The organism is Streptomyces spiroverticillatus, assembly GCA_014650415.1.
GTDB classification, from domain to species: Bacteria; Actinomycetota; Actinomycetes; order Streptomycetales; family Streptomycetaceae; genus Streptomyces; species Streptomyces spiroverticillatus.
In genome coordinates, this window is sequence record BMUX01000014.1 from 94,699 (window position 1) to 118,136 (window position 23,438).

Genomic DNA, 23,438 nt, shown 5'->3' on the forward strand with positions numbered 1-23,438 from the left:
TCCGTCCTGCTTCCCCGGCCCCGTCGGCGAGCGGGCTCAGGTCGCGTCGGCCGCCGCGCCGAGTTCCACGAGGGTGCGGGCCGCGGACTCCAGGGCGAAGGTCATCGAGCCTCCGTTGGGCTCGAACCCCGCGTGGTCACCGGCGAAGTGGATCCGCCCCTCGGGCCTGCGGATCACCGGCATCAGGGCGCTGTGCCCGCGTTCGGGCAGGATGTATGCGCCCTCGGCGTAGGGCCGTTGGTCCCAGCAGACGGACGTACCGGTCTCGAAGTGGTCGCGGGCGCCCGGCAGCATCCGTTCGACCTCGGTCAGGACGAAGTCGAGGCGTTCCTCCTCGGTCATGGCCGCGACCGCCCGGGCCCGCCACCCCGTCATCAGGCACTCCAGGATCTTGCGGGGGCCCGGGAGTTGCGGGGTGGCGTCGCGTATCCAGCGTATGGGCAGGTCGGTGGAGAAGCTGGCGTTGTGCTGCGGCCAGAACTGGCGGCGCATCTGGAGGTAGACGCGGACGATCGAGGAGTACTTCACCCGGCGCATCACGTCGTGCTTGGCGTCGGAGAGGCCCGCCTCGGTGAAGTCGATGTGCCGGATCGTGCTGAACGGGACGGTGACGACGACGCGTTCGGCCTCCCGGGTGTGCAGGCGGCCGTGGGCGAGGAAGGTGACCCGGGCACGCTCCGCGTCCTGTTCGACGCGCACCACCGGACGGTGGTAGTGGATTCGGCTCTTGAGCCGTTCGGCGAAGGCCTGCGGGAAACGGTCGGTGCCGTCCTTCACCTTGGCCCAGCGGGGGTCGGCGTTGCCCAGTGAGTGGGGGCTCGCCTCGTGCCGCAGCCAGGACAGTGCCGACGCCGTCTTCAGGTCGCCGCCGCGCATTTCCAGAAACAGCGGTTCCATGAGGTCGATGGCCGCCTGGGAGGCGCCCCGTTCGGTGAGGACCTCGTGCACGGAGAGCTGGTCGTAGGGGGCGAGGCGCTGGGTGACCGCCCAGTCGGGGGTGCTCAGATCGGGCTGGAGGCTCTCGGTGACGGCGGTGACGTACCGCTCGATCATGCCGCCGACACCGAGGTCCTTCTCGTGGGGGTGCAGGTCAAGACCGGCCCCGGCGACGGAGTCCGGCTCGGGGGTGAAGAAGCCGCCGCGGGCGAAGTAGGAGAACGTGGTGCCGAAGAGGTCGGCGGTGTCCGTCTCGACGCCGAGTTCGCGCAGGTAGTGCATGGCGTAGTGGCAGTGCGGAGTGAGCGTCATCGCGCCGGCCTCGGCGTGCAGTCCGTCGGCGAACGGCTCCCTCAAGGTGTACGCGCGCCCGCCGGGCCGGCCGGACGCCTCCAGGACCGTCACCTCGCAGTCCCGGGCGGCGAGTTCGTGGGCGACGGCAAGTCCGGCGAGTCCGGCGCCGACGACGATGACGGACCGCGGGGGCCGCAGCCCCGGCAGTCCGCTGTCGAAGGCCCGGCGTACTTCGGTCTGAGTGGCTTCCCGCATGGCGTGCTCCGTTTCCCTGGTCCGGTGGTTCGCCTGCTCCACGTCCGGGTCGCTCAGGGGCTCCGTGGTCGCACACCCGTACCCGTGACGTTCTTCCCTCGCCTACCACCTGCCGCCGGGGCCATGTGTCCGTCCTGCTCCGCCTTCTCCCCGCGAACCGGCTATGCGGTGCTGAGGTGTTGGGCGGCGGCCCGGACTTCTTCCAGGAGGGTGTCCACGTCGTCGGCGGTGGTGAGGTAGTTGCAGAAGCAGGCCCGCAGGACCGTTTCGCCGTCGTGGCAGACGGTGGCGAGGTAGGCGTGGCCGCGGGCCTGGACGCGTGCGGCCACCGCCGTGTGCAGGTCCGCCCGCGCCTCCGGTCGGTCCAAAGCCGTACCGGCTGCCAGGCGGAAGCAGACGACGGGCAGCGGGCCGTCGCTGCACAGTTCCAGTGCGGGGTGTGCCTGGACGCGTCGGCTCAGGTACCGGGCGAGGTCCTGGTAGTGCTGAAGGAGGCTGCTCACGCCGGCGCGGCCGAGCTGGTGGAGGGTGGCCCAGAGGGTGAGCGCGCGGGTTCCGGGCCGGGTGAGCTCGATCGTGTAGTCGGACATCCAGGGCCAGTCCTGGTCGCCGTCGAGGTAGGAGGCGCGGTACGTGAACGCCTCGCGCAGCCGGTCCGGGTCGGTGACGAGGGCGGCGCCGCAACCGACCGGTACGGACAGGGTCTTGTGCGGGTCGACGGTGAGCGAGTCGAGGTCGGCGACGCCCCGGTAGAGCGGGGCCAGTTCGGGAACCATGGCACCGAGTCCGCCCCAGGCGCCGTCGGCGTGGTGCCACATGCCCCGGCTGCGGCACACCTGGGTGATGGCCTCGATCGGGTCGACGGCACCGCTGGCGGTGCTGCCCAAATTCGACACGACGCAGAACGGCAGCAGTCCGCTCGCGAGGTCGGCGTCGATCATCGCCTTCAATGCCTCGACGTCCATGCGCCGCTCGGCGGTGGTGGGCACGGCCCGCAGCCGCCACGGAGGCAGGCCGATCGTGGCGGCCGCCTTCGCGACCGACATGTGGGCCTGGTCGCTGTGGTAGGCGGTCAGACGGGCGTGGGCCTGGTCGTAGGCGGGGCCGTCGGTCGCCTCGTGCCCGCGCAGGAACCAGGTGCGGGCGGCTCCCAGGCACAGCAGGTTGGCCATCGAGCCGCCGCTGGTCAGCACCCCGCCCGTGGCGGGTGCCATGCCCGCCAGGGCAGCCAGGTCCCGGACCACCCCGCGTTCCAGGTCCATCAGCGCGTGCTCGCCCATGCCGCAGGTCGCGTTGACGGCGGTGGCCAGCAGCTCGGCGATCACCCCGGCCGGGGACGGCGGCGAGTTGATCCAGGCGAAGAAGGCGGGGTGGCCATTGCCTGTCGGGTACGGGGCCACAGCCTGCCCGACGAACTCCAGCAGCGCCCCCAGGTCTTGGCCCTCCTGCGGCATCCCTCCCTCTGCCAGGGCCCGCCGGTGCTCCAGAGGGACGGGCTGTGCCACCGGCCGCTGTCTGATCCGGCTCAGATAGTCGGCGACCCAGTCGGCCGCGACGACCAGTTCGTCACGGAACTTTTTCGGATCCACGGCAAGCGGCCCGGTCCCGTCCCCGGGGTCCGGCAAGGACACGGACAAGAGGGGGAGGCCAGGGGACTCGGGCGGTGTCAGCATCTGTGGGTCGCGCTTTCGCTCAGGAGGTCGGCCGAACAGCCGTGATCCAGAACGACCCCCGTCAGCATCGGTAACGGCCACGACGTCCAGGACGGTGACGGCCCGTGCGCGCGCTTTCGGGGGGCCGCCGTCCCGTCAGGCTGTAAGGGGGCAGGGCCGTCGCGCGTGGTGGGTCACGGGAGTTCGTGGACGAAGTGGTAATGCCGGCCGATTCCGGGGACGGTGTACTGGTCCCCGACGGCCGTGAAGCCGTGGTGCCGGTAGAAGCCGGCTGCGGCAAGCCGGCCGCTGCACCAGACCAGCCGGCCCCCGCGGCTCGCGCAGGCATCCAGGCCGGCGCGCAGGACGGCTCCGCCGAAGCCCTGTCCGCGTACGTGCGGGGCGCTGGCCATCTTCCGCAGTCGCCACACGCCGCGGGCGTCGAAGGCGGCCATCGCGGGAGTGTCGGGGAGGCCCTCGGTGCTGAAGGTCGCGCAGGCGGCGAGTGTGCCGTCGTCCAGGTGGGCGGCGAGGTGGAAGGTGTCGGGCATCAGGTCGGCATCGGTCAGGGCGCTCTCGCGAGGCTTTCCGGGACGCAGGACCTGCTGGCGGAGGTCCAGGATCTCGTCGACCGAAGCGGTGGTGACGTACACGGTGCCGCCTTTCTTGTCGTGTGTGGTCATCATCCCTCCGACGGGTCTTTCGGTCGCGAAGCGCGGGCGAAGGCACCGGTCGTGCCGGTCGGCGTCTCCGTCGGCCCCGCGGCGACGCACGCGCCGGTCGTCTGCGGGCAGGAGCGGTCGCCGAGGCGGTCTGTACGTTGCCGGGGTGCCCGGCCGGACGCGGCGGACGGCAGGGGGAGAGCGACGGAGCGCCAGGATCCCGGCCGGTGCGACCGGGACCCTGTCTGCCGTTGCCGTCGCGGCCCTCAGCCGGGGTGGGAAGGCGCCGGGGCCCGGGACGTGATCGGCCCGCCGCGTGATGCGGGGGCCACCTGGTGGGACGAACGGCAGCTCGACCCCAGCCCCGAGGCGGACAGCCTGAACGCGGTGCTGCGTCGCGTCGCGTCGAGGCGGGGCCGCCCGTGCTGGATTAGCCCTCCGGGTTCGAGCCGGGGGCGGGTACGTTCCGGGTCAGCTCGCTTCGGTCCGCTCCGCGTCGGCGGTTCGCTCGTACTCGGCCTGCGCCGTTGCGAGCAAGCGCCGCCACGACGTCACCAGAGGCCGGCGACGCAACAGAGCACGCCTCTCCCGCTCGGTCATGCCGCCCCAGACACCATGCTCGATCCGGTGATCCAGCGCATGGGCCAGGCAGACGGTCCGTACGGGACATCCACCGCAGAGCGCCTTCACCTGGTTCTGGGCCGCTCCCTCGACAAAGAGCGTGTCCGGATCGGTGGTCCGGCACTTGGCCGCCACCATCCACCGCTCGCCCGTACTTTCCGTCACGGCGCCGCACCTCCCCTGTCCGACCTTCCCCGCCCGACCGATGCGGGAGGCAAGTGCCAATGAACCTATGCCAGTTGAACGCAGAGTGAAACGTCCGGGGCACAGGGGAATCACTTGGGGTGACCATCTGCACATCAGTACGAGAAAGTAGGGGCGTGCGCACCCCGCCCACGGGCGAGGTGCGAATCCGCTCCGCGACGTCCGCGCCGCCCGGTTCAGCCCTGCGGGAACGCCCCGGTGACGAGCTTCTCGCGCAGCACCTGCCACTGCGCCGCCATGTCGTGCACCAGGTACAGGTCTCTGCGTCGGGTCCACGGCTGGCCCGATTTCGGGTCGTAGGTGTGCGGCATGGTGTGGCCCTGCGGGGCGTACGCCTTCATCCCGCGGTCTCGTGTGGTCTGCACACATCGCTTGATGTGGTCGCGGAAGCCGACCACCCCTGCGGTGCCGACGCCTCCGGGCAGGTGCTCCCGGGCCTTGGCGACCTGTGCGGCAACGCCGTCGGTGCTCAGATAGGTGATCGTGCCGTCGGGTGCGACGACCGGCTCGATCGAGATGACGTGCCGCATGCGGTACTTGGATTCGAGGAAGCGCGCGATCTCCCACTGCGCGTACACCGGGATCGTGCGGTGCCTGCGGATGCGCGCGACGGTGTCGGCGAGTTCCTCGTTCACCGGACCCGGTTCGGGGCGGACCTTCGTCGGGTCTCCTCCGCCTGCCGGGGGCCGGTTCCCGAACCCGTACGCGACGAGGAAGTCCAGCTTTCGCAGGGGCGCGGTCTCGGGGTGCCAGTCGAATCCGACATCGTGCACGTGCGGGACGAGGGAGCGCGCGGCGGCCCTGTCGTCGAGTTCGGCAGTCAGCACCGCAAGCATGCGTCGGGTCAACTCGTCGGGGGCGGGTCCGTGCCCGGGGTGCTCCTGCGCGGTGGCCGGGGACGTGCCGAGTGCTGCGGGCACCGCGAGGGCGGCGGCCAGCGCGGTCACGACGTCGCGTCGTTGCATGGTGAGGGGGAGGCCTTTCTCCAGAGGACGCCAGAAGGGCGGTGGACCTCGACCGTTGCGGTTGTGGGGGACGTACGGCTGAACGCGACGGGGCGTCCTCGTGTCGGACGCACGGCATCGGGAGGTCGCCCTGCCGCGGCCTTCAATCTCGTCCGGCGGCCGGCCGGGCCGCCGGAGCGGTTGAGGTCGGGCGGGGGGGGGCGACGACCGCCGGAACTCTTCAACGCGGTGCGCCGGTGATCCCCCCCCCGGGCGCAAAGCCCCCTTCGCACGGCGACGACCGGCCCCCACGCCTGCCGACGCGGGGAACAGGACGGGCCGACCGGCCGGAAGGGGCCTGCCGGCCCGGCCCGTTCGGCCGAGGTCCGGACCGTCCGGCCCCTCCCCCATCAGCGGCACCGGCCCGACGGTGGAGGCAGGAGGACAGCGTTCCCCCGGCCGTGGCCGGGGAACCGCGAGGGTCCGCGCACTGTCGTGCCAGTGCCTGCCGGAAGGGGCCGACGATGAAGAACGCGCCTTGCCACTACGGTCGCCACGCTCTTCTGGCTGCGTTCCTCGTGCTGGTCGCGACGGCCTGCGGGGAGCCCTACGGAGGAGTGATTGTCCTCGCCGCCTTCCTTGTCTGCCTCGTGCTCCTCGGATTCAGCGGCAGCAGCGGTGCACCGAGGAGCGGTCACGGGCCGCGCCGCGGCTGAGCCGGTGGCCCCGCACGGTGCTGCTCAGTCACCGCTCCCGCAAGACGGCCGGCGACACGGACGGGGCCGGCAGCCCCAGGGCGGCCATCTCCTTCCTCGCCTCGTCCGTGAGCGGCACTCCCCAGGCCGCGTAGAACGCGGTGAGGTCCTGCCCGGCGACGCGGCTGGTCAGGACGGCCAGGTTCCGCCAGCGGTCGCTGCCCTGCATCGGGTGCTCGCGCAGGCTCCGCTGCGCCCGCGGCCAGAAGTCGTCCCCGTACTGGAGGGTCAACTGCTGGAGCATCACCAGCCGTTCGAAGGCGTCGAAGGTCTTCTCGAACTCCACGCCCGGCGTGCCGACCTTCTTCAGCGCCCGGTCGTACACGGGTTCCGTCACCAGCCGCGAGCGCTGCTGGAAGGCCTTCTGCACGGCCAGCGAGAAGACGTTCACCGACACCTCTGTCAGGGCCGACGGCTGCACCGCCCGCTGCTGGCGCTTGTGCCCCTGCTCGTGCCACACGCCCCAGCCGGCCTGCGCGCTGTCCGCGATCCACGGCGAGGAGTCGTACTGGAAACCCATGTACGCGTCCGCCGCGAAGGCCGAGCCGATGCGCCTCTCCACCTCGACGTAGTGGTACGGGAACACTCCCGGCGCGTGCTGCGGGGTGCTGCCGTCCAGCCCGGCCGCGCGGTCCTCCAGGGCGCGTGCGCACTCCAGGTGGCGCAGCAGCGCGTCGGGCCCCGCCTCCGCGTGCCGTGCGGCCGTCTCCCGGGAGAGCGTCACCAGCGTGCGCCCGCCCGTCAGTTCGGCGTACCGGGAGGTGCCGGCAGCGAGCTCGGCACGCCACTGGGCGGCAGTCGTGCGGCCGAGCCGGAACACCGGTACGGGCTCCGCGTCACCGGACAGCGTCACCGTGACCCGTGCGGAATCCGGCCCGTCGAAGGCCAGGTACACCATTCCGCCGCGCCGGTCGGTGATCTGCGTGGTGCCCGGGGAGGTGAGCGGGTGTGCGCGTGCGACAGGAGCGGGCCAGGCCACCGGCGGGCCGATCCGCACCCGCAGCGCCCCTTGCGCCGCCCCGGCGCCGACCGCCACGTTCAGCGTGCCGCCCGGCGGCAGGTGAAGTCCCGTCGGTCGCACGTCGGACGGTGCCAGATTCAGCCCCAGCCGTTCCTGCTCCGCCTCGGCCGAGGGGTGCCCGGTCAGGGTCACGGTGTACGGCGTACCACGCACCGGTGCGGGCAGTGCCAGGTCGGGAGCCTCCGTGGAGACGGGGCAGGCCGTGGCCTCCAGTGTGCCCGCCGCTCCCGGTGCCGACTCCGTTCCGTCCGCCGACAGCGCCGTCACCCGGTACCGGTACTTTCCACCGGGGCCCACCCCTGCGTCCGTGTAGGACGTGCCCGCCGTGGTGGCGATCCGCCCGCCGTCCCGGTAGACCGCGTAGGACGCCGGTCGCGCGCCTTCCCCGGGGGCCGCCCAGGTCAGCCGGGCCGACGTGGGTGTCAGCGCGGTTGCCCGCACCTCGCCGGGCGCCGCCGGAGGGACCGTGGGGTGCGGCGAGGTGCGGGGAGGATGCGGCTTCCACTGCTGGTTGGTGTCGCCGTGGTAGCGGTACAGACCCGCGTAGGAGCTGTTGCGGGCGTGATCGAGCGCGCGGGAGGGATCGGCGGCCCAGCGCAGGGCGCCGGTCTGTGCGTCGTACTGCCAGCGCATCCGGTCGGAGCCGTCGTCCACCAGGCGTGCCACGGGCGCCCCGCCGCCTCCGTCCTCGATGCCGAGCACACGGTAGGGCGCCTCAGCGGTCAGCACCCGGCCGTCCGCCACCACCCACCTCTGCCCAAACGGAGTGACCTGACCGGCCTCCGACGCACACGGCTCCACCGTCACGGCCTCGTTCGGCACCGCGTACCCGGCGAGGGTCAGACACCGCCCGTCCACCCGGAGTTCGGTCGCCGCGTCGTGGGGGCGCGGTGCTGCCGCCTCCTCGGCGGCCGGGGTGAACTCCCACTTCTGGTTGTCGCCCGTGCCGGCGCTGTAGAGCGCCGGGTAGTCGTCGGAGGTGTGGTAGTCGAGGACCATGGAGGTGCCCGCCCACGCCAGACGGCGCTCGGGACCGTACGTCCACCCTCCCTGTGCCTGTGCGGCGGGCACCAGAACGGTCCGTGTGCTGCGTGCCGCCTTGGCGCCACCGGGCACCGAGAGCTCCTGGGGGCGTCCTGATCCGTCCGGGACGGCGCTGCCGATCACGCCCGTCGCGGCGTCGAACCGCCACCGCTGGGTCTGCGGGGTCGGTTCGCCCAGGGTGGACCGGCAGGAGGCCAGCCAGGTCCGGCCGCCGTCGTCGGCCGTCAGGCACTGGGTGCCGAAGACTCGCAACTCGCTCCAGCCGGCAGCAGATGCCGACGGCGGGGCGGCACGGACCGGGCCCGTGGCGGCGGCCGCCAGGACGAGGGCGCACAGGGGAGGCAGCAGCCGGGACACTCTTCGGACCGGCCCCTGAGGGGTGAGCAGCATGGACGATCTCCTGGGACTTCGCGGGACGGACGTATGCGCGCCCGCAGCCGCCCGAGATCACCCGGGGCGCCGACGCCACCCGAACTCCGTGGTGTCCGGGCACCTCACGATCGACGGGCCTTCGGCCCCGGGGCCCACCGACACCAGCGGGAGACTCCGCAGATCACTCCAGCGGGTGCCACGGGGCTCCCGGATGCTCCGGCGGCGCGGCCCGGTACGGCCGAGCGGGTGAAGTTCCCCGGCGGACCGCGACGTACCTCCGTGATGATTGTCGTACGCACATGAAATTCCTGACGCTCCCTCAGCAAACGTCCGCGCAGCACGACCGGACCGACTCCCCCGGCCCCGGCCGGACCCGCTTCCCCGGCCCGGCGCTCCCCTCCCCCGCCGTCCGTCGGCTCCTGCGTGAGGAGTGGGGGCTGACGCGCCACCAGGTGGCGGAGGCCTTCGGGGTGACCGCGGCCACCGTGCGCTCCTGGGAGACCGGGCGCACTTCCCCCGTGGGCCGGCGCCGCATCGCCTACCTGCGGTTCCTGGCGGGCCTGGCAGAAGCGCAGGCGGTCCGCGAGGCGGCGAGGCGGCCGGTCCTGCAGCGGCGGGCGACGCCCGGCGGGGCCGGGAAGTGCGCGGGGCCCACGGAGCGTTCCGCCGGTGCGGCGGCGTCCGCCCCTGCGGAACGGCACCCACGTACGCATTCGGAAGGGTTCCCACGGACGGAGGGGTCCCCCCGTGCGGCGTGGTTCCCGGCCGTCACCGGCCCGCTTCCGGTGTCGGCGGTGCGGCCGCTGCCCGTACGTCCCGCCTCCGACCCGGTGACCCCGCCGCGTCGTCGGCGGATGCGCAACGCCCTCGTCGCGGCCGGTGTGTGGTGCACCCTGCTGCACCATCTGCTGGCCACCGCGCTTCCCCCGCACTGAGCGGGGCTCCTCGCACGAAGCCGCAGGCCGGGTCGGGCACCGGGGTCACACGATCCCGGTGACCGTCACCGCGATCTCCACCGGCAGCCCGCCCGCCGCCCGCTCCCCCGCCGCCCGGACCGCGCGGGCCACGTCCACCGCCCGGTGCCCCGCCCGTACGGTCAACTGCACCTCGACCCGCCAGCGCTCGGTGTCCGGGTCCCGGCGGGCCCGGACACCCGCCGGTGTCCTGTCCGCGGCGGAACCGGGGCGCAGACGGGCGAGCGCCGTCGAACCGCGGAGCCGGTCGCTCAGCCGGGGGCGCAGGAACGCCACTCCGGGAACCCGAGCGGCGGCCTCGGAGACCGCCAGCGCCAGCCGCTCGCCCGTCTCACGGAGGCTCGTCGGGGGTACGGGTTCCCGCCCGTCGCGTGCGTCGTGGGTCATCGCGGGTCCTCCCCGGTCTCGTCGAAGAGGTCGACCACCACCACGTCCACCTCGCTCACCCGCATCCCGATCGCCCGGTCGGCGGCCCCGGCCACGGCGGAGCGCACCGCCTCGGCCAGTTCGGGCAGCGCACGTCGCGCACCGGCCTCCACCTCGATGGTGACCCGTACGGGAGCCCGCACCCCAGAACCGGCCGCGGGCGCGACGCGGCAGCTTCCCGCCCGTACGCCCGCGACCGTTTCCGCGGCGTCCCGCAGGGCCCGCGCCGCGGCCGTCTCCACGATCCAGTGGTCCTCCTCCGCCTCGCCGAGGGGCAGCGACCGGCCGGGCCGCAGTTCGAGACGTACGAGGTCCATCACCCGGGAGGCGAGGGCCGAGGCGTCCGGTGCGGGGGTGTTCTCGTCCTCGGCGCGTGTGCGCTGGACGAGGTCGTCGAGGGTACGGAGGTCCGCCAGCGCGGCCGTGCAGTGGACGCAGTCGACGGGGTGGCCCTCGGGGGCCTCCCCGGGTGCGCCCTCGTGGTCGGCCCACACGTCGTCGAGCGAACGTCCGCAGGGCAGCAGGTCGTCGTCACCCGCGTGGTCCGGGTCCCGCGGGCAGTCCTGGCTCCGCGCGGGATCGTTTCCGGGGCTCCCGCCGGTGCCCGGCGGTCCGCTGTGTCCGTTCATCGCCATGCCGCCATCGCCTCCATCAGAGCTCGGCGTGCGCGGAACATCCGGCCGCGTACCGCTTGCGGACTGATGCCGACCGTATCCGCGATCTCCTCGTACGACAGTCCGTGCATCTCGCGCAGCAGCCAGCAGGCGCGCTGCTCGGGCGACAGGCCCTCCAGCGCGGCCGAGAGTTCGCGCAGGGCGGCGCCCGCCTCGGCATCGCGCACCGGCGAGCCCTCGTGCCCCGGAGTCTCTCGCTCCGGCACGGCGTCGAGGTGCGTGACGGGCCGCCGCGACCGGAGCTGGTTCAGGCACCGGTTGGTGACGATGCGGTACATCCAGGTCAGGAACGCCGCGTCGCCGCGGAATTCGGGCAGGCTCCGCCAGGCGCTCACGAAGGACTCCTGGACGGCGTCCTCGGCCTCGGTCGCGCTGCCGAGCATGCGGGTGGCGAGCCGCAGCAGTTCGGGGCCGTGCCGTCGTACCAGGACCTCGAAGGCGGCTTCGTCGCCCTCGCCCGCGCGCACGGCGAGCAGGCGGTCCGGCGGACCGGCCGTCCCGCCGCCCTCGGTGTGATCGGCGTCCCTGCCGTCACCCTGGTCATCCCCGTTTCCGGGCACTTGCCGGCTCCTCTCCTTCGCCATGCGTGTGTTCGACACAGTTCGCTCCGTTCCGTCACGCACGGAAGCGGAAAGAAAAAATCCGCGATGCGGTGCGTGACGGATCGACAGGTACGGAGTCCAACGACGTGACCGAGCAAGAGCAGCGCTATTCCGGGAGACTTCTCATGGCTTCGCAGCAGACGAACAACCTCACCTCCGCCACGGCTCCTGCCCCCGCCTCCGGCCGGAGCACCTCGGACCTCACTTCCGTCGGCCTCGGCAGGCCCGGCGCGGACGAGCCCGCGGCCACCCGGGGCAAGACCGCCATCGCCGATCTCGTGGTCGTCAAGATCGCCGGGATCGCCGCCCGCGAGATCCCGGGCGTCCACGACATGGGCGGCGGCCTCTCGCGCACCATCGGCGCGGTCCGCGACCGGGTTCCGGTCGGCCGGCCGAGCGTGGGCCGGGGAGTCAAGGTCGAGGTCGGCGAGGTGCAGACGGCGATCGATCTCGAACTGGTCGTGGAGTACGGGGTGTCCATCGCCGACCTCGCCCGCGACGTGCGCGAGAACGTCGTCTCCGCGGTGGAACGGACCACCGGCCTGGAGGTCGTCGAGGTCAACGTGACGGTCAACGACGTCCACCTGCCGGAGGACGACCAGGACGACGCCCGCACCGACACCCGGGTCTCCTGACCCTCCTTCTCCCCCTCCCCGTCTCGTCCTTCGAAGGACGGAAAGCAGGACCATGAACAGGTCACAACTGGGCGCCCTCGTGGGCCTCGCCCTGGGCTTCGCCGGGTGGTTCGGCGGCTTCGGCGCCTTCCTCGTGGTCGCGCTCTGCGGCGCGGCGGGCTGGGCCGCAGGACACGTCCTGGAGGACGACGAGGCACGGCAGCGGCTGTGGGACCGGCTCGACCGGTCCGGGTCGTCCGGCGACGGCCGCCGGAGGACCCGATGACCACCACACCGCCGGCCCCCGCCCGTCTCCCGGCGGCGGAACGGGGTTCGACCACCGTCACGGACCGGGCGGTGAGCCGCATCGCCGCCCGCGCCTGGGCGGAGGAACTCCCCCGCGGCGACGCGGCACTTCCGTCGGCGACGGTCGTACGCACCGGCCGCACGGCCTCCGTCACGCTGGGCGTCACCCTGCCCTACGCGGCCGACCTGGCCGGTACGGCCGAACGCCTCCGGCAGCACGTGGCCCGCACCACGGCCGCACTGACGGGGCTCACCGTGCCGCCTCCGGAGGTACGCGTGAGGGCGCTGGCCGGGAGCGGGCCCGCGACCGGCGGGCGGCTCGGCCGAACGCGGACCGGGGCCGGGACGCACGCGTGCGCGACGGACGCTCCCCGCACGGCCGACGCCTCCGCAGGGCCGCCGGAGCCCGCACCGGCCCCCGCCCGCCGCCCGTGGTCCCCCCGCCTCGGCACCGCGCTCCTGGTGCTGGGCGTGGGGACGGCCGCCTGCGCCTACCTGCTCGCCGAGGGCGTCGCCCGGCGCACCGGACACGTGCTGCCCGGCGCGCCCCGGCCCGACGTCCTGCACCGGGTGGCGACCACGTCCCTCGCGGATCCCACGACGCTCGTGGCGGGGATCGCGGCGGTCGTGCTCGGGCTGTGGCTGCTGGGTGCGGCCGTGCTGCCGGGCCGGCGCGACCGCCTGCCGATGACCGTGCGCACGACCGGCACCCGTGCCACGCTGGACCGCTCGGCGATCGCCCTGCTGCTGCGCGACGAGGCTCTCGCGGTGCCGGGGGTGACCTCGGCCCGGGTACGGGTGGGCCGTCGGCGCGCCACGGTGCGGGCCCTGGCCGGATACGGCGAACTCGACGCCGTACAGCACCAGTTGACCGCATCGACCGGCAGCGCGCTCGAGACGCTGGGGGTGACGCGGCCCCCGCGTCCGCGCGTACGGCTGCGGGCCGCTCCCCACCGCAGCGAGGAGGCGGGGGCATGACGCCGGTCGCGACGTTCCTGACCCGGGCGGCACTGCTGCTCCTGTCCCTCGGGTCCCTGGCGGCCGGTCTCTGGCTGGTCCTGGGCCATCTCGCGGTGCGGCCCGTGAACGGCCCGCACGTACACCTGCCGAGCTGGTGGCCGCTGCCGCGCACCGAGGCGGGCGCGGCGGGGGCCCACGGCTGGTGGGCGCCGTCGGTGCTGACCGCCCTGTCCATCGCCGTGCTCCTGGGGATGGCGGGGCTGTGCGCACTCTCGGTGCGGGCGAGCCGCACCCACGCCCCGCTGCCACTGGGCGGAGCCGGCGTGTCGCTCCGGTCGCACGCCCTGAAGGACGCGCTGGCTTCACAGACGTCCGTTCTGCCCGGGGTACGCGCGGCCCGGATCGCTCTGCGTCCCGTGCGGGGCGCGCAGCTCGTCCGGGTCACCCTCTGGCTGGAACAGGGCTCTGCACCGGAAGGGGTGCTCCGGAACCTGGAGACGGGTCCTCTGGCCATGGCACGGGCGGCGCTCGCGCCGTTGCCGGTGCGGGCGGAGGTGAGGCTTCGGGCCCGGCGTCGCAGGTCACGGCGTACGAGGTGAGGACCTTGGGCCGGGAGGCCGGTGCCGGGCAGAGCCGGCCTCCCGCCGAGGCGCGGGCCGTACGGCGTCATGCGCCGATCGGAATCCTCAGGAGCTGCCCCGGGAAGATCTTGTCCGGATCGGTGATCTCGCCCGGGTTGGCCCGGACGATACGCGGATACAGGCCCGCGTCGCCGTAGTGCATCCGGGCCAGGGACGCCAGGGTGTCCCCCTTCACCACCCGGTGCTCGCGGTAGCCGTAGTAGCCGGGCACGATGCGCGGCCCGTAGACGACCGGAACGGTGACGACGTTGATCTCGCTGCCGTCCTTGGCGCTCAGCTCGAAGACCTGGACGAACAACCGGTCGAGCGCGAAGGCGGCGCCGCCGACGTCGACGGTGACGTGGAACTGCGCGTGCTCACCAGTTCCTCCGCCCACCATGAAAGTGCCCGTCACCTCGTCGTGACCGTCGCCCACCCGGTACTGCAACGTGGCCTCGAACGCCGTGCCGACGCCGCCGATTTCGATCGGATCGCCGACCAGGTCGAGCGAGCGCGGTTGGTCCAGTCGGTTGGTCATCGGTCCCTCCTCCGTCCCTCCCGGGAATCGCACTGTCCGGCCCGAGCCTGCGGGCACGGGCCGACTGCGGCCCGGCGCACACCGGTACGGGCCGGTCACGGGCGACCGCCGCCGGGGTGTGCTCCTCGGGCACTCCGAGGATCGACGCGACCGGCGCCCCACCGCCATGGGCCGAAGGTCCCTGACAGCCGGAACCAAGGAGGCCACGGGGACGAACCGTCCTGTCCCGTGCCACTGTTCCGGCTCTCGGTTGCCTCTCGCCGCTCATGCGACGCACCCGCCTCGCAGCCCTGCCGCCCTCCCGAACTCCTTGGGCGCCCGCCTTCTGCCCGGCGGCCCGCAAAGGGCCATGCGGCTTTGGTCAAGGGCCTCGTGGCCCTGCCCGCTCGCTCGGCCCGGACGGGAGACTTGCCGTCCGCACGAAGTGACGACCAGGCGGACCATCGCGGTCGGGGGGACGATGGCGTGGAGCATCACCACTGTCCGACACCCGCTGAAATTCCGCTGGGAACGCAGGCCCTCGCAGGCTCTGCGCCCTCGGCAGCGGGGACGGACGGCTCCTGCGGCGGTGCAGGAGCCCGCACCGATCGCCCTGCACATCCGTGCCGGTCGTCTGACGATCGAGGTCCGGTGCGACGTCGGACCGGCTGCCGAAGCGCGCCTCGGGCGTCAGCTGCGCGCGGCGATTCGGCACGGCGGCACGGCCGTTCTCGTGGATCTGCGGCACGTCGGCACGCCTGGTCCCGGTGTCGTCGGCGTACTGGCGCTGGCCCGTGCGCCGGCGGAGCAGCGTGGGATGCGGTTCGACTTCTCATTGCTGTTGCGTCTCGTTGGGCTCGTTAGGGTTGCCGCATGTCTCTGCCCTCCGGACCGCCCTCGTTCCTCCTCGTTCACGGCTCATGGCTGCGACCCACCTGCTGGGTTCCACTTCAACAGGCTCTGACGGAAAGGGGATTGCGGTCGCGGACGGTCGCCCTGCCGAGCGTCGGTCCGCAGCGGACACCAACCGCGGGCATGTACGACGACGCCGACGCGATCACTGCGGAGATACGGCGAACGCCCAGACCGATCGTCGTCGTCGCACATTCCTACGCCGGAATTCCCGTCACTCAGGCCGCCGTTGGCCGATCGGGCGTCGCTCACATCGTGTATCTCGCGGCCTACGTGCCCGCGGAGGGCGAGAGCCTCAACAGCATGCACGGCCAGAACGCGCACGCGCCGGGTGAGGAAGAGGACCTGACCGGGACCACCCCCGCGATCTTCGACGATCCTCGCGCGTCCCTCTTCGGGGACGTGCCCGACGCACTCGCCCGGCAGACCGTCGACATGCTCGTGGAGCAGAGCCTGAGGGCGTACCAGCAACCGGTGACTCGGGCCGCTTGGCGCACGGTCCCGTCCACGTATCTCCTGTGCACGCAGGATCAGGCCCTCCCCCCAACACGGCAGGAGCAGATGTCCGTTCGGACCTCACGGGTGGAACGGCTCGGCACCCACCACTGCCCCTTCCTGTCCGCACCCGTCGAACTCGCCGCCGTTCTCGACAAAATCGCTTCCGCCGGTCACTGACCACCCCAAGAGGCGAGACACCGAACAGGTGGACGCGAGTGAAAACACGCTCCTGCGCGACGTGCCCGGCCTCAACCGACAAGGTCCGTGACCACGTCGGCAGGCTCTGTGCGAGCCCGATGAACTGCCCGCCACAGTGACGACGGGACGCCCTTGCCAGGTGCTCGCCGGAGCCTGTCCGCTTCCGCCGAACCTCCGGCCGCCACGGCCGGCCGAAGCGGCGTTCGGTCGACGCCTCCCGGGGCGCTGATCGAACCTCCCTTGCCGCTCTGGCCGGAGCGGCCTTCGGGCCCGAGACCGGTGCAGGGCAGGGTCTGTTCGCAGGGCATCCGGTACGTCCCGCTCAAGGGCGGGTCCTGTCAACTCCTGCTGCTGGAAACGGGGTTGCACTGGGGAAGACGGATGCGGCGGTGCGTCGTCGGGCCTGGCGGGCCGTGGTGCGGCGATCGAGTCCGCCTCGCACGGCGGACATCCAGACACGGCGGACGCCCAAGAGCGGACATATGAACGGGACTTCCGTTCCGCTTCGTTTCGGCCAGGCACGGGCGAGTAGTGGGCAACGTGTAGTGAGCATCTACCACTGGTGTCACTGGTGCACCAGTGTGGGACCACGCTGACCACCTTGTCCTCCGTCCGCGTGAAGGGACCTGACACCCGCCATGGCCGCCGCCCCATCCCGTACGACCACCCCAGGCACCGGGCGTATCAGCCCAGCGAGGGCGCACTTCACCAAGCGGTGGACACCGCGTCTGGTCGCCTTCGGTGAATTCATCGACGGCTATGACCTGCTCGTCATGGGCTCGGCGCTGCTCTTCCTCAAACCGGCCTTCGATCTGACCCCCACCGAAGTGGGCTGGCTCGGCGCCATCGCGTTCATCGGCGCGGCAGTCGGCCTCGTCGTGTTCGGCGACCTGTCCGACCGGTTCGGACGCAAGGTCATCTTCGTCATCAACCTGGTCTTCTTCGTCGTCGCCTCCCTCGTCGCCGCGTTCGTGACCGAGGTGTGGCAACTCATGCTGGCCCGGTTCCTCATCGGCGTCGCCGTCGGAATGGACATCCCGACCTCGCACGCCTTCCTCACGGAGATCGCGCCACGAGCGAGGCGCGGCCGGGTCGCGGGATCGCTGCCCAACATGATGTGGCTGGGTGGTGCGATCACCAGTGTGCTCGTCGCCCTCGCGCTGCGCGACGTGGCAGGGGAGAACACCTGGCGCTGGCTGTTCGGGCTCGCCGCGATCCCTGCGCTCGCCGTACTGGTCGCCCGGCAGTTCCTGCCCGAGTCGCCGCGCTGGCTGCGGGCGCAGGGGCGCCACGAAGAGGCCAGGGAAGTCTTCGCGATCCTGGGTGTCGAGGAGCCGCCACCGGCTCCTGTCGAGTCCGCCGGAAGGAAGCGGCGGGTACGTGAACTCTTCGCCGCCCGGGCAGGGCTGCGCCTCGCAGCGGTCACCGGCTTCTTCGCCATCCAGGCCTTCGGCGGCGCGGTCGCCACCATTGCGGGCCCGCTCGTCATGGCTGCCAGTGGTATCGGCGCGCAGCACTCGCTGTGGTTCTCGTTGGCCGGGTTCGTCGCGGGTCTGTGCGCCGTTGTCGCGGGTGCCCGGCTGATCGACCGTGTCAACCGCAGGACGCTGGGCATCTGGTCCTGCGTCGGCGTCTTCGTCGCAGGTCTGGGGATCGCCTTCCTCGGCCCGAAGGCCCCGGCGCTTCTGCTGGCCTTCTTCGTCCTGTACTCACTGCTCACCTGGTTCGGGCCCGGCGTGCTGTCGTGGGTGTGGTCGTCGGAGGCGTTTCCCACGCACCTGCGCGGGATCGGAAGCGGTGTCGCGCAGGCCGTCACCCGCCTCATGATCGCGCTGAACGTGGTCCTGGCGCCGCACCTCCTGGAGCGGTTCAGGCTGCGCTCCGTCGCCCTGTACGCGTCGGCCTATCTGCTCGCTGCGGCTGTCGTCGCTCTCTCCCCCTTCCTCGCCACCACGGGCAAGGAGCTCGAGGAAATCAACACCGGCCGGGAATAGGCGGGTGTCAAGGCACTGCCCCGTCCTCTTTCCTCTCACCACAAGCCCGGCCGTGACCTCGCACGCGTGCGGCCCAGCACCCTCCCGGGCTCGGCGGCGCCAGGCCCCGGATGCCCTCGACCAACCCCCGCACCACCGAAAGGTGACCGTCTTGAGCACTGCACTCGTTCTCGGTGCCGCAGGAGGGATCGGCCGGGCCGTGGTCGCCCGTCTCCTCGCCGAGGGCACCGCCGTCATCGCCGTCGACCAGGATCCGACCGTGCACCAACTACCGGGTGTGACAGTTGCGTTCGACGGCGACGCCACCGACGCCGACCTGCTCGCCTGCGCCGTGGACGCCGCACCCGAGCCGCCCTCGGTCCTCGTGCACGCACTGCTGAGTGAACACCGCGCCCCGCTGCAGGACTTGGCACCGGAACACTGGCACCGCGTCCTCGACGTCGGGCTCGTCTCGGCGTGGCAGGCAGCCGCCGCGCTCGTCCGCCACCATCCCGCGGGCCGACCCGCCTCTGTCGTCCTGATCGGCTCGGTGCACGCCCACGCGGCCGCTCCCGGCTTCGCTCCGTACGCCGTGGCCAAGGCGGGCCTCGGCGCACTGGCCCGCGCTGCGGCCACCGAGTGGGGGCACCTGGGCATACGTACCAACGTGGTCGAACCGGGCTTCGTCGCCGTGGAACGCAATGCCCACCGCTGGCGGGACCCCGAGGAACGGGCACGGATCCGGGCGGCCTACCCGCTGGAGCGCTTGTGCTCTCCCCAGGAGGTGGCCGAGGTGGTCGCCTTCCTCGCCGGGGCCTCGTCCAGTACGTCAACGGAGTCTGCCTGCCGGTGGACGGCGGAGCGCTGGCGGTGCTCCCGGAAGTACACCTCCGTCGCAGCGACCACGCGTAGTCGGTCGAAGACGCCTGCCGAACGAGAGGCTGTGCGCCGAGATCCTGCACTGACACAGGACGGGACGCGCCCCTCTCCCGTCTTCGATACCCCTGACGAAATGGGGTGGCCGATGCGCTCCGGGCAGGGTGATGTCGTGCCGTTTCGCACGGCAGCACACCTCCTGGATGCCTCGGGCATCGACATCGGGCAGGTACCTGTCTGACGTGGTCGAAGAGCGCTGCGTGGGCGTCGCGCGCCAGCCATGAGGAGTCGGCCACATGGAGCCGGTCGCTGTACTTCGTCGTGGCCGGTTCCCGCAGGGACGCTCAACCCTTGACGATCTCCTGCGGTCCTGTGGTGGAGACCTGACCCTTGGCGACGGACTGGAAGCGGTGGCCGTCGAAGGCCGGGACCCGGCCCACCCAGACCTCGTCGACGGGGTCGGTGAGGATCAGGACCTCGTACCCCTTGGCGGTGAGGGCCTCTATGTGTGGTGAGTTCTCCACCACGGCGCGCGTCCCGCCGGTCAGGCAGTGGATGGCGTCCTGGCCGTCCTTCATGCGCGCGACGTACTCGCGCAGGGTGGTGGGCTTTTCCGGGTCGTGCGTGGAGGCGGCCGACACCAGCCCGAGCAGGGCCTCGGCGTGTCCTTCAGGGCGTCGAGCACCTTCTTCACCAGCTTGCGGCGCATGCCCTGGATCTGGCGGTCCTGCTGGAGGAGTTCGCGGGAGAGTGAGGGGCCCGTCGGCAGGAGAGCTGGGCACGCGCCTGCGGGGTGCGGTGCGCCCTGCAGGCGCGTGGCGCGGGTCGGGTGGGGAGCGGTGGAATCAAGGGGGACGGCAGCACAGCGGGACGTCCGCCGGTGCCCGCCGCCGCTGCGTTCGTCCGGGGGGGGGCTCTACCGGAGGTGTGTCTTGACCTCTTCGTACACCCGCTGATCGGCGCGGAGGGCGCTGTGGTCCAGGCAGTCGGTGGTGGTGTTGACCGCTCCGGCCAGGGCGACGCTGTCCTGCGGGTTGACGACGTTGTCGCACGGGGAGGCCCAGGTGGCGTACCGGGGTGCGCCCGGGGTCTCGTCCCCGTCGTTGAGGGCGAGCAGGAAGTCGGATCCCGGACGCATCTCGACGCACGAGGCCCCGCCGCACCAGTGCGCGAGGGTCGTTCCGTGGTTGGGCCCGGCGAGGGAGACCCAGGCGTCCACGTGCGCGGCCCCGTGGAGGCTCTTCAGGTAGTAGCGGGAGGAGAGGCTGCCCATGGAGTGGGCGACGATGTCGACCTTGGTGGCGCCGGTACGGTCCAGGACGCGCTGGATCTCTTCGGCGAGCTGTGCGGCGGTCGTCGCGTTCGACTGGGTGGTGTCGTAGGTCCACGGGTCCAGGCGCTCGGCCGGCCAGCCGTCGGCCCTGAAGCGGTCGGCCATGGTCCGCCAGGCGGAGCCGTCGGAGTTCCATCCGTGGACGAAGACGACCGGGTCGGGACCGGCGGCGGCCACGGGTTGCGCACTGGCCGCGGACGCCGGGCCGGGGAGGAGGGACGCGAGGGCGAGGAGGAGCGTGCAGGCGCTCCGGGGCAGGTTTCTGATCACCGGCGATGTGTAGCGCGCGTGCCGTCGGACGACACCGTCGGGCTGGGGAGTTCACCCGTACGACAGCAGGGTTTCACCGCAGAAACGTGCCCGCACGGGGGTGCCTCCCCACCGCGCGGCGCACAGTTTCTGGGTCTGGCGCGTACGGCAGGGGCCTCCGCACCCGTGGCGAGCCTCGTCACGGGTGCTGTCGTGGCCGCCCGCGGAGATACCGGCCGCACCGGTCTGCCCGGGGCGTGCGTCCGGTGAGCGCTTCGACGTGCCCGGAACGCCGGAGAGGAGCACACCACGGCCGTCCGTCGAGTGGGCTGCCATCGGGGGGCGGAGCGGGTGCGAGGGCGGGGTCTCTCAGCGCTTGCCGAATTCGCCGACGAGCGCCTCGCAGAACGCCTTGAGGTCGTCCGGCTTGCGGCTCGTGATCAAGGTGTTGGGGCCGGCCGTGCAGATCTTGACCTGCTCGTCCACCCAGGTCCCGCCCGCGTTGCGGACGTCGGTGCGCAGGCTGGGCCACGAGGTCAGTGTGCGGCCGCGCAGCACATCGGCCTCGATCAGCGTCCACGGGGCGTGACAGATCGCCGCGACCGGCTTTCCCGCGTCGAAGAACGCCTTGACGAAGGCGACGGCCTTCTCGTCCAACCGCAGCGCGTCCGGGTTCGCGACGCCTCCCGGCAGCACCAGGCCGTCGAACTCCTCCACCGAGGTCTCCCCCACCACCTGGTCGACGGGGAAGGTGTCGGCCTTGTCGAGATGGTGGAACGCCTGCACCTGACCGGACTCGGTGGACACCAGAACAGAGGTACCGCCGGCGGCCTCCACCGCCGCCTGCGGCTCCGTCAGCTCGACCTGCTCGATGCCCTCAGGGGCCACCAGGAAGGCGATGCGCATGGGTACTCCTTGTCGTTCTTGGCCGGGCCCGAGGCGTCCGGCTCCGATCGTCAACGGTCAAGGGGCAGACGTACGACTCTGCCCACCCCATACGCGTAACCGATTCGCACCAGCAGATGCATATCGCCGCGCTCGGTGTTCAGGCGGTCGGATGCGCCGGTGTACGAAAGGGGGGCGGGAAGCCGCACCTGGGGGGGGCGGGGTCTCGTCGGCGGTCGCTGGTGTCGTCGGCGCCGACTCCGCAGTTCGAGTTCCGCAGGCGTGGCAGGCTGCGGAGCGCGGTGGAGCGGGAACCGGGGCACGGCGCGGTGACCGGGCGGCCGGCGAACCCGGACCGCAAGGGCAGGGAGCCCGAGGCGCTGGAGGCCCGGGCCGACCGGCCGGGGGACATGGCCGTGCCCGAGTCGCCTCGGGGTCCGGTGCGGAACCGGAGGCAGCCGCGCCGACTCCGGTTCCGTACCGGGCCCGTTTCATGCGGTCAGCGCTTGAGGGTCAGCAGCCCGGGGCGGTAGGGCCATTGGCCGTACTCGCCGCCGCTGTTGGGGTCGCGTCCTTGGTAGAGGAATTGCAGGTTGCAGGGGTCGACGGTGAAGGTCTGGTCGGCGGTGGTGCGGGCTGCATGATGATCACTCAGCGCAGTGTTCCGCATCCCCGCCCCTACCGCCTGCCCATTACGGCGCGCCCGGTGCACGAACACCGTCGGGCGGGTGGGGTGAGCGGCGACAGGGGGACACCAGCATCGCGCACCCCCCGTGGACAGGGTTGTCCACAGGCGTCACGGCCTTCCGGCACCGCGTCCCACCGTGCTCCCACTCTTGATCACGGGAAGCCCACGATGGTGCTCAAGGAGCTGGCAGTCGAGGTCATGGCGGAGCAGCCCGAGCGCGCGCTCGGCGAACTCCTGGAGCTGATCGACACGCTGCGAGCGGACCCACGCGCATGGCCGTGGGTCGCGGACGAGGGCTCCGTCGAAGAGATCCGGGAAGCCTGGAGCGCGCTGGCGGAGGTGCAGTACGAACCCATCGACGGGAGGGTCGAGATCCGGGAGATCGGGTGGGCGGGGTGATTCAGGCACCCTCGGACATCGCGTGGGAGGCACCGCCGTTGATGCGCTCCGCCATCTGGGAGAGCAGGAACGCAGCGGCTGCTGGTCGAGCCGCAAAGGGGCCCTCCAGCCGGGCCGCATCGGTGTAAACCCCGACGGGCGACTGCCGCTTGTAGAGGAGCACGGCCAGGAAGCCCGTGATCATGAGCCCGGCGGCGCTGCAACAGCCCCTTCCGCGCCCTCAAGAACCAGCGTCGGCCACCACAGTTCAGACAGCCGGCAATACCCGTTAGGCCAATCGGAGGAAGCGGACCGTTCTCGCCGAAGCGGGCTCGACAGCTACGGAAGGATGCGTTCCATGCGATCTCTGAAATGCTTCCTCCTCGCGGCCGCGGCAGCATCGCTGCTCGCATCAAGCCACGCAGCACCTGCCTCGGCCTCTGCCTCCGCACCCGGAGCCGCACACGCACAGTCCACACCAGCAGCCGGGCCAGGCTGGCATCACGTGGCGGACTTCCCTCCGGCCGAGAAGAACCGCTGTGACGAGCGCGGCCACTGGTACCTGGAGAACGGCGTACGCGCCTACGAGTGCCGGGCCAACGGAGTCTGGGAGTTGTGGGTTCTCACCGAGCCCTCATGACCAGGCCCGAGGTCATATCGATCCTCTCAAGACGGTGGCCTGCCCGCGAGCAATACCGGCAAGGCCACCGAACGAACAAAAGGTCCGCCGTACGGTCCGCATCGCCAAGCGACCCTCCACCAGACCCGCGAAAGCGGTGAACCGGAAGACGGCGGATGTCCCGTCGCAAATGATCCGGTCCGTGATCGGAGCTGTGACCTACGGCGACCAGGTGGGGTGAGACGTCGAAATGGCGATTTTCTCAGAGGCACTCTGGCGGGGCCGGAACGTGCCGATGAACCGGCGGCGGAACCAGGCACGGGCTTTGCCGTCCTGGCCCGTGCAGGTGGGCTGCTGACCGGAGTGGCCGGAGCTG

General features: G+C 72.1%; 24 protein-coding genes and 1 pseudogene. 10 read left to right on the forward strand and 15 right to left on the reverse strand.

What is annotated here, in order from left to right:
* Window positions 1-36 precede the first annotated feature (36 nt).
* From IE269_RS30635 to IE269_RS30660, 6 genes are all read right to left on the reverse strand, one after another.
* Window positions 37-1,485: a flavin monoamine oxidase family protein gene (locus tag IE269_RS30635; protein WP_189826477.1), complete on the reverse strand. Its 1,449-nt coding sequence runs from the start codon at window positions 1,483-1,485 to the stop codon at window positions 37-39.
* Window positions 1,486-1,646: 161 nt separating this feature from the next.
* A complete protein-coding gene (locus IE269_RS30640; RefSeq protein ID WP_229898493.1) occupies window positions 1,647-3,074 on the reverse strand; it encodes a pyridoxal phosphate-dependent decarboxylase family protein in 1,428 nt (475 codons plus the stop codon).
* A gap of 257 nt (window positions 3,075-3,331) precedes the next feature.
* Complete coding sequence (locus IE269_RS30645) at window positions 3,332-3,820, reverse strand: GNAT family N-acetyltransferase (protein WP_189826479.1); 489 nt, start codon at window positions 3,818-3,820, stop codon at window positions 3,332-3,334.
* A gap of 450 nt (window positions 3,821-4,270) precedes the next feature.
* Window positions 4,271-4,558, reverse strand: a complete 288-nt coding sequence (locus IE269_RS30650) for a WhiB family transcriptional regulator (RefSeq protein ID WP_189826589.1) — start codon at window positions 4,556-4,558, stop codon at window positions 4,271-4,273.
* Between the two features lie 242 nt (window positions 4,559-4,800).
* Window positions 4,801-5,589, reverse strand: a complete 789-nt coding sequence (locus tag IE269_RS30655) for a hypothetical protein (RefSeq protein ID WP_189826480.1) — start codon at window positions 5,587-5,589, stop codon at window positions 4,801-4,803.
* 723 nt (window positions 5,590-6,312) lie between these two features.
* Window positions 6,313-8,778, reverse strand: coding sequence for a M60 family metallopeptidase (locus IE269_RS30660; protein ID WP_189826481.1), 2,466 nt, complete (start codon window positions 8,776-8,778; stop codon window positions 6,313-6,315).
* Window positions 8,779-9,059: 281 nt separating this feature from the next.
* Between IE269_RS30660 and IE269_RS30665 the strand changes: the two genes are divergently transcribed.
* A complete protein-coding gene (locus IE269_RS30665; protein WP_189826482.1) occupies window positions 9,060-9,695 on the forward strand; it encodes a helix-turn-helix domain-containing protein in 636 nt (211 codons plus the stop codon).
* A 45-nt stretch (window positions 9,696-9,740) separates the two neighbouring features.
* On the opposite strand, the gene IE269_RS30670 is transcribed toward IE269_RS30665, so the two are convergent.
* The 3 genes from IE269_RS30670 to IE269_RS30680 are packed head-to-tail and all read right to left on the reverse strand — an operon-like array spanning window position 9,741 to window position 11,310.
* The gene (locus IE269_RS30670) at window positions 9,741-10,121 is read right to left on the reverse strand and encodes an Asp23/Gls24 family envelope stress response protein (protein ID WP_189826483.1); all 381 of its coding nucleotides are present in this window, start codon (window positions 10,119-10,121) and stop codon (window positions 9,741-9,743) included.
* Window positions 10,118-10,795, reverse strand: coding sequence for a hypothetical protein (locus IE269_RS30675; RefSeq protein WP_189826484.1), 678 nt, complete (start codon window positions 10,793-10,795; stop codon window positions 10,118-10,120). Before IE269_RS30675 ends, IE269_RS30670 begins: the two co-directional genes overlap by 4 nt.
* Window positions 10,786-11,310 carry an RNA polymerase sigma factor gene (locus IE269_RS30680; protein ID WP_229898506.1) on the reverse strand — a complete coding sequence of 175 codons (525 nt, stop codon included), beginning with the start codon at window positions 11,308-11,310 and terminating at the stop codon, window positions 10,786-10,788. Before IE269_RS30680 ends, IE269_RS30675 begins: the two co-directional genes overlap by 10 nt.
* 251 nt (window positions 11,311-11,561) lie before the next feature.
* Here IE269_RS30680 and IE269_RS30685 point away from each other — a divergent pair, with 251 nt between their 5' ends.
* The 4 genes from IE269_RS30685 to IE269_RS30700 are packed head-to-tail and all read left to right on the forward strand — an operon-like array spanning window position 11,562 to window position 13,915.
* On the forward strand, window positions 11,562-12,071 hold the full coding sequence (locus IE269_RS30685) for an Asp23/Gls24 family envelope stress response protein (protein WP_189826485.1): 510 nt from the start codon (window positions 11,562-11,564) through the stop codon (window positions 12,069-12,071).
* 52 nt (window positions 12,072-12,123) lie between these two features.
* Entirely contained in the window at window positions 12,124-12,336 is a 213-nt protein-coding gene (locus IE269_RS30690) for a hypothetical protein (RefSeq protein WP_189826602.1), read from the forward strand.
* Window positions 12,333-13,334, forward strand: coding sequence for a DUF6286 domain-containing Asp23/Gls24 family envelope stress response protein (locus IE269_RS30695; RefSeq protein ID WP_189826486.1), 1,002 nt, complete (start codon window positions 12,333-12,335; stop codon window positions 13,332-13,334). The genes IE269_RS30690 and IE269_RS30695 overlap by 4 nt, the downstream gene beginning before the upstream one ends.
* Window positions 13,331-13,915 (forward strand): alkaline shock response membrane anchor protein AmaP, encoded by a 585-nt coding sequence (locus IE269_RS30700; RefSeq protein WP_189826487.1) that lies wholly within the window; start codon window positions 13,331-13,333, stop codon window positions 13,913-13,915. Before IE269_RS30695 ends, IE269_RS30700 begins: the two co-directional genes overlap by 4 nt.
* Window positions 13,916-13,982: 67 nt before the next feature.
* Here IE269_RS30700 and IE269_RS30705 read toward each other — a convergent pair whose 3' ends face one another.
* Window positions 13,983-14,474: a Gmad2 immunoglobulin-like domain-containing protein gene (locus IE269_RS30705; protein ID WP_189826488.1), complete on the reverse strand. Its 492-nt coding sequence runs from the start codon at window positions 14,472-14,474 to the stop codon at window positions 13,983-13,985.
* Window positions 14,475-15,326: 852 nt separating this feature from the next.
* Here IE269_RS30705 and IE269_RS30710 point away from each other — a divergent pair.
* From IE269_RS30710 to IE269_RS30720, 3 genes are all read left to right on the forward strand, one after another.
* The gene (locus tag IE269_RS30710) at window positions 15,327-16,040 is read left to right on the forward strand and encodes an alpha/beta hydrolase (protein WP_229898492.1); all 714 of its coding nucleotides are present in this window, start codon (window positions 15,327-15,329) and stop codon (window positions 16,038-16,040) included.
* Between the two features lie 659 nt (window positions 16,041-16,699).
* Complete coding sequence (locus IE269_RS30715; RefSeq protein WP_229898491.1) at window positions 16,700-18,055, forward strand: MFS transporter; 1,356 nt, start codon at window positions 16,700-16,702, stop codon at window positions 18,053-18,055.
* A 151-nt stretch (window positions 18,056-18,206) separates the two neighbouring features.
* Window positions 18,207-19,151 carry an SDR family NAD(P)-dependent oxidoreductase gene (locus IE269_RS30720; protein ID WP_189826489.1) on the forward strand — a complete coding sequence of 315 codons (945 nt, stop codon included), beginning with the start codon at window positions 18,207-18,209 and terminating at the stop codon, window positions 19,149-19,151.
* A gap of 118 nt (window positions 19,152-19,269) precedes the next feature.
* Here the strand turns inward: IE269_RS30720 and IE269_RS30725 are convergent.
* The 4 genes and pseudogenes from IE269_RS30725 to IE269_RS30740 form a co-directional block, all read right to left on the reverse strand.
* Window positions 19,270-19,664, reverse strand: a pseudogene (locus tag IE269_RS30725) (molecular chaperone HtpG); the annotation flags it as partial.
* A gap of 162 nt (window positions 19,665-19,826) precedes the next feature.
* Complete coding sequence (locus tag IE269_RS30730; protein ID WP_189826490.1) at window positions 19,827-20,513, reverse strand: esterase/lipase family protein; 687 nt, start codon at window positions 20,511-20,513, stop codon at window positions 19,827-19,829.
* A 348-nt stretch (window positions 20,514-20,861) separates the two neighbouring features.
* On the reverse strand, window positions 20,862-21,398 hold the full coding sequence (locus tag IE269_RS30735) for a type 1 glutamine amidotransferase domain-containing protein (protein WP_189826491.1): 537 nt from the start codon (window positions 21,396-21,398) through the stop codon (window positions 20,862-20,864).
* 478 nt (window positions 21,399-21,876) lie between these two features.
* Entirely contained in the window at window positions 21,877-22,047 is a 171-nt protein-coding gene (locus tag IE269_RS30740) for a hypothetical protein (protein WP_268253646.1), read from the reverse strand.
* 186 nt (window positions 22,048-22,233) lie between these two features.
* On the opposite strand from IE269_RS30740, the gene IE269_RS30745 reads away from it, so the two are divergent.
* Entirely contained in the window at window positions 22,234-22,464 is a 231-nt protein-coding gene (locus tag IE269_RS30745; RefSeq protein WP_229898490.1) for a hypothetical protein, read from the forward strand.
* A 1-nt stretch (window position 22,465) separates the two neighbouring features.
* Here IE269_RS30745 and IE269_RS30750 read toward each other — a convergent pair whose 3' ends face one another.
* Window positions 22,466-22,648 carry a hypothetical protein gene (locus tag IE269_RS30750; RefSeq protein WP_189826492.1) on the reverse strand — a complete coding sequence of 61 codons (183 nt, stop codon included), beginning with the start codon at window positions 22,646-22,648 and terminating at the stop codon, window positions 22,466-22,468.
* A gap of 300 nt (window positions 22,649-22,948) precedes the next feature.
* Between IE269_RS30750 and IE269_RS43390 the strand changes: the two genes are divergently transcribed.
* Complete coding sequence (locus IE269_RS43390) at window positions 22,949-23,083, forward strand: hypothetical protein (RefSeq protein ID WP_268253645.1); 135 nt, start codon at window positions 22,949-22,951, stop codon at window positions 23,081-23,083.
* Window positions 23,084-23,438: the final 355 nt, after the last annotated feature.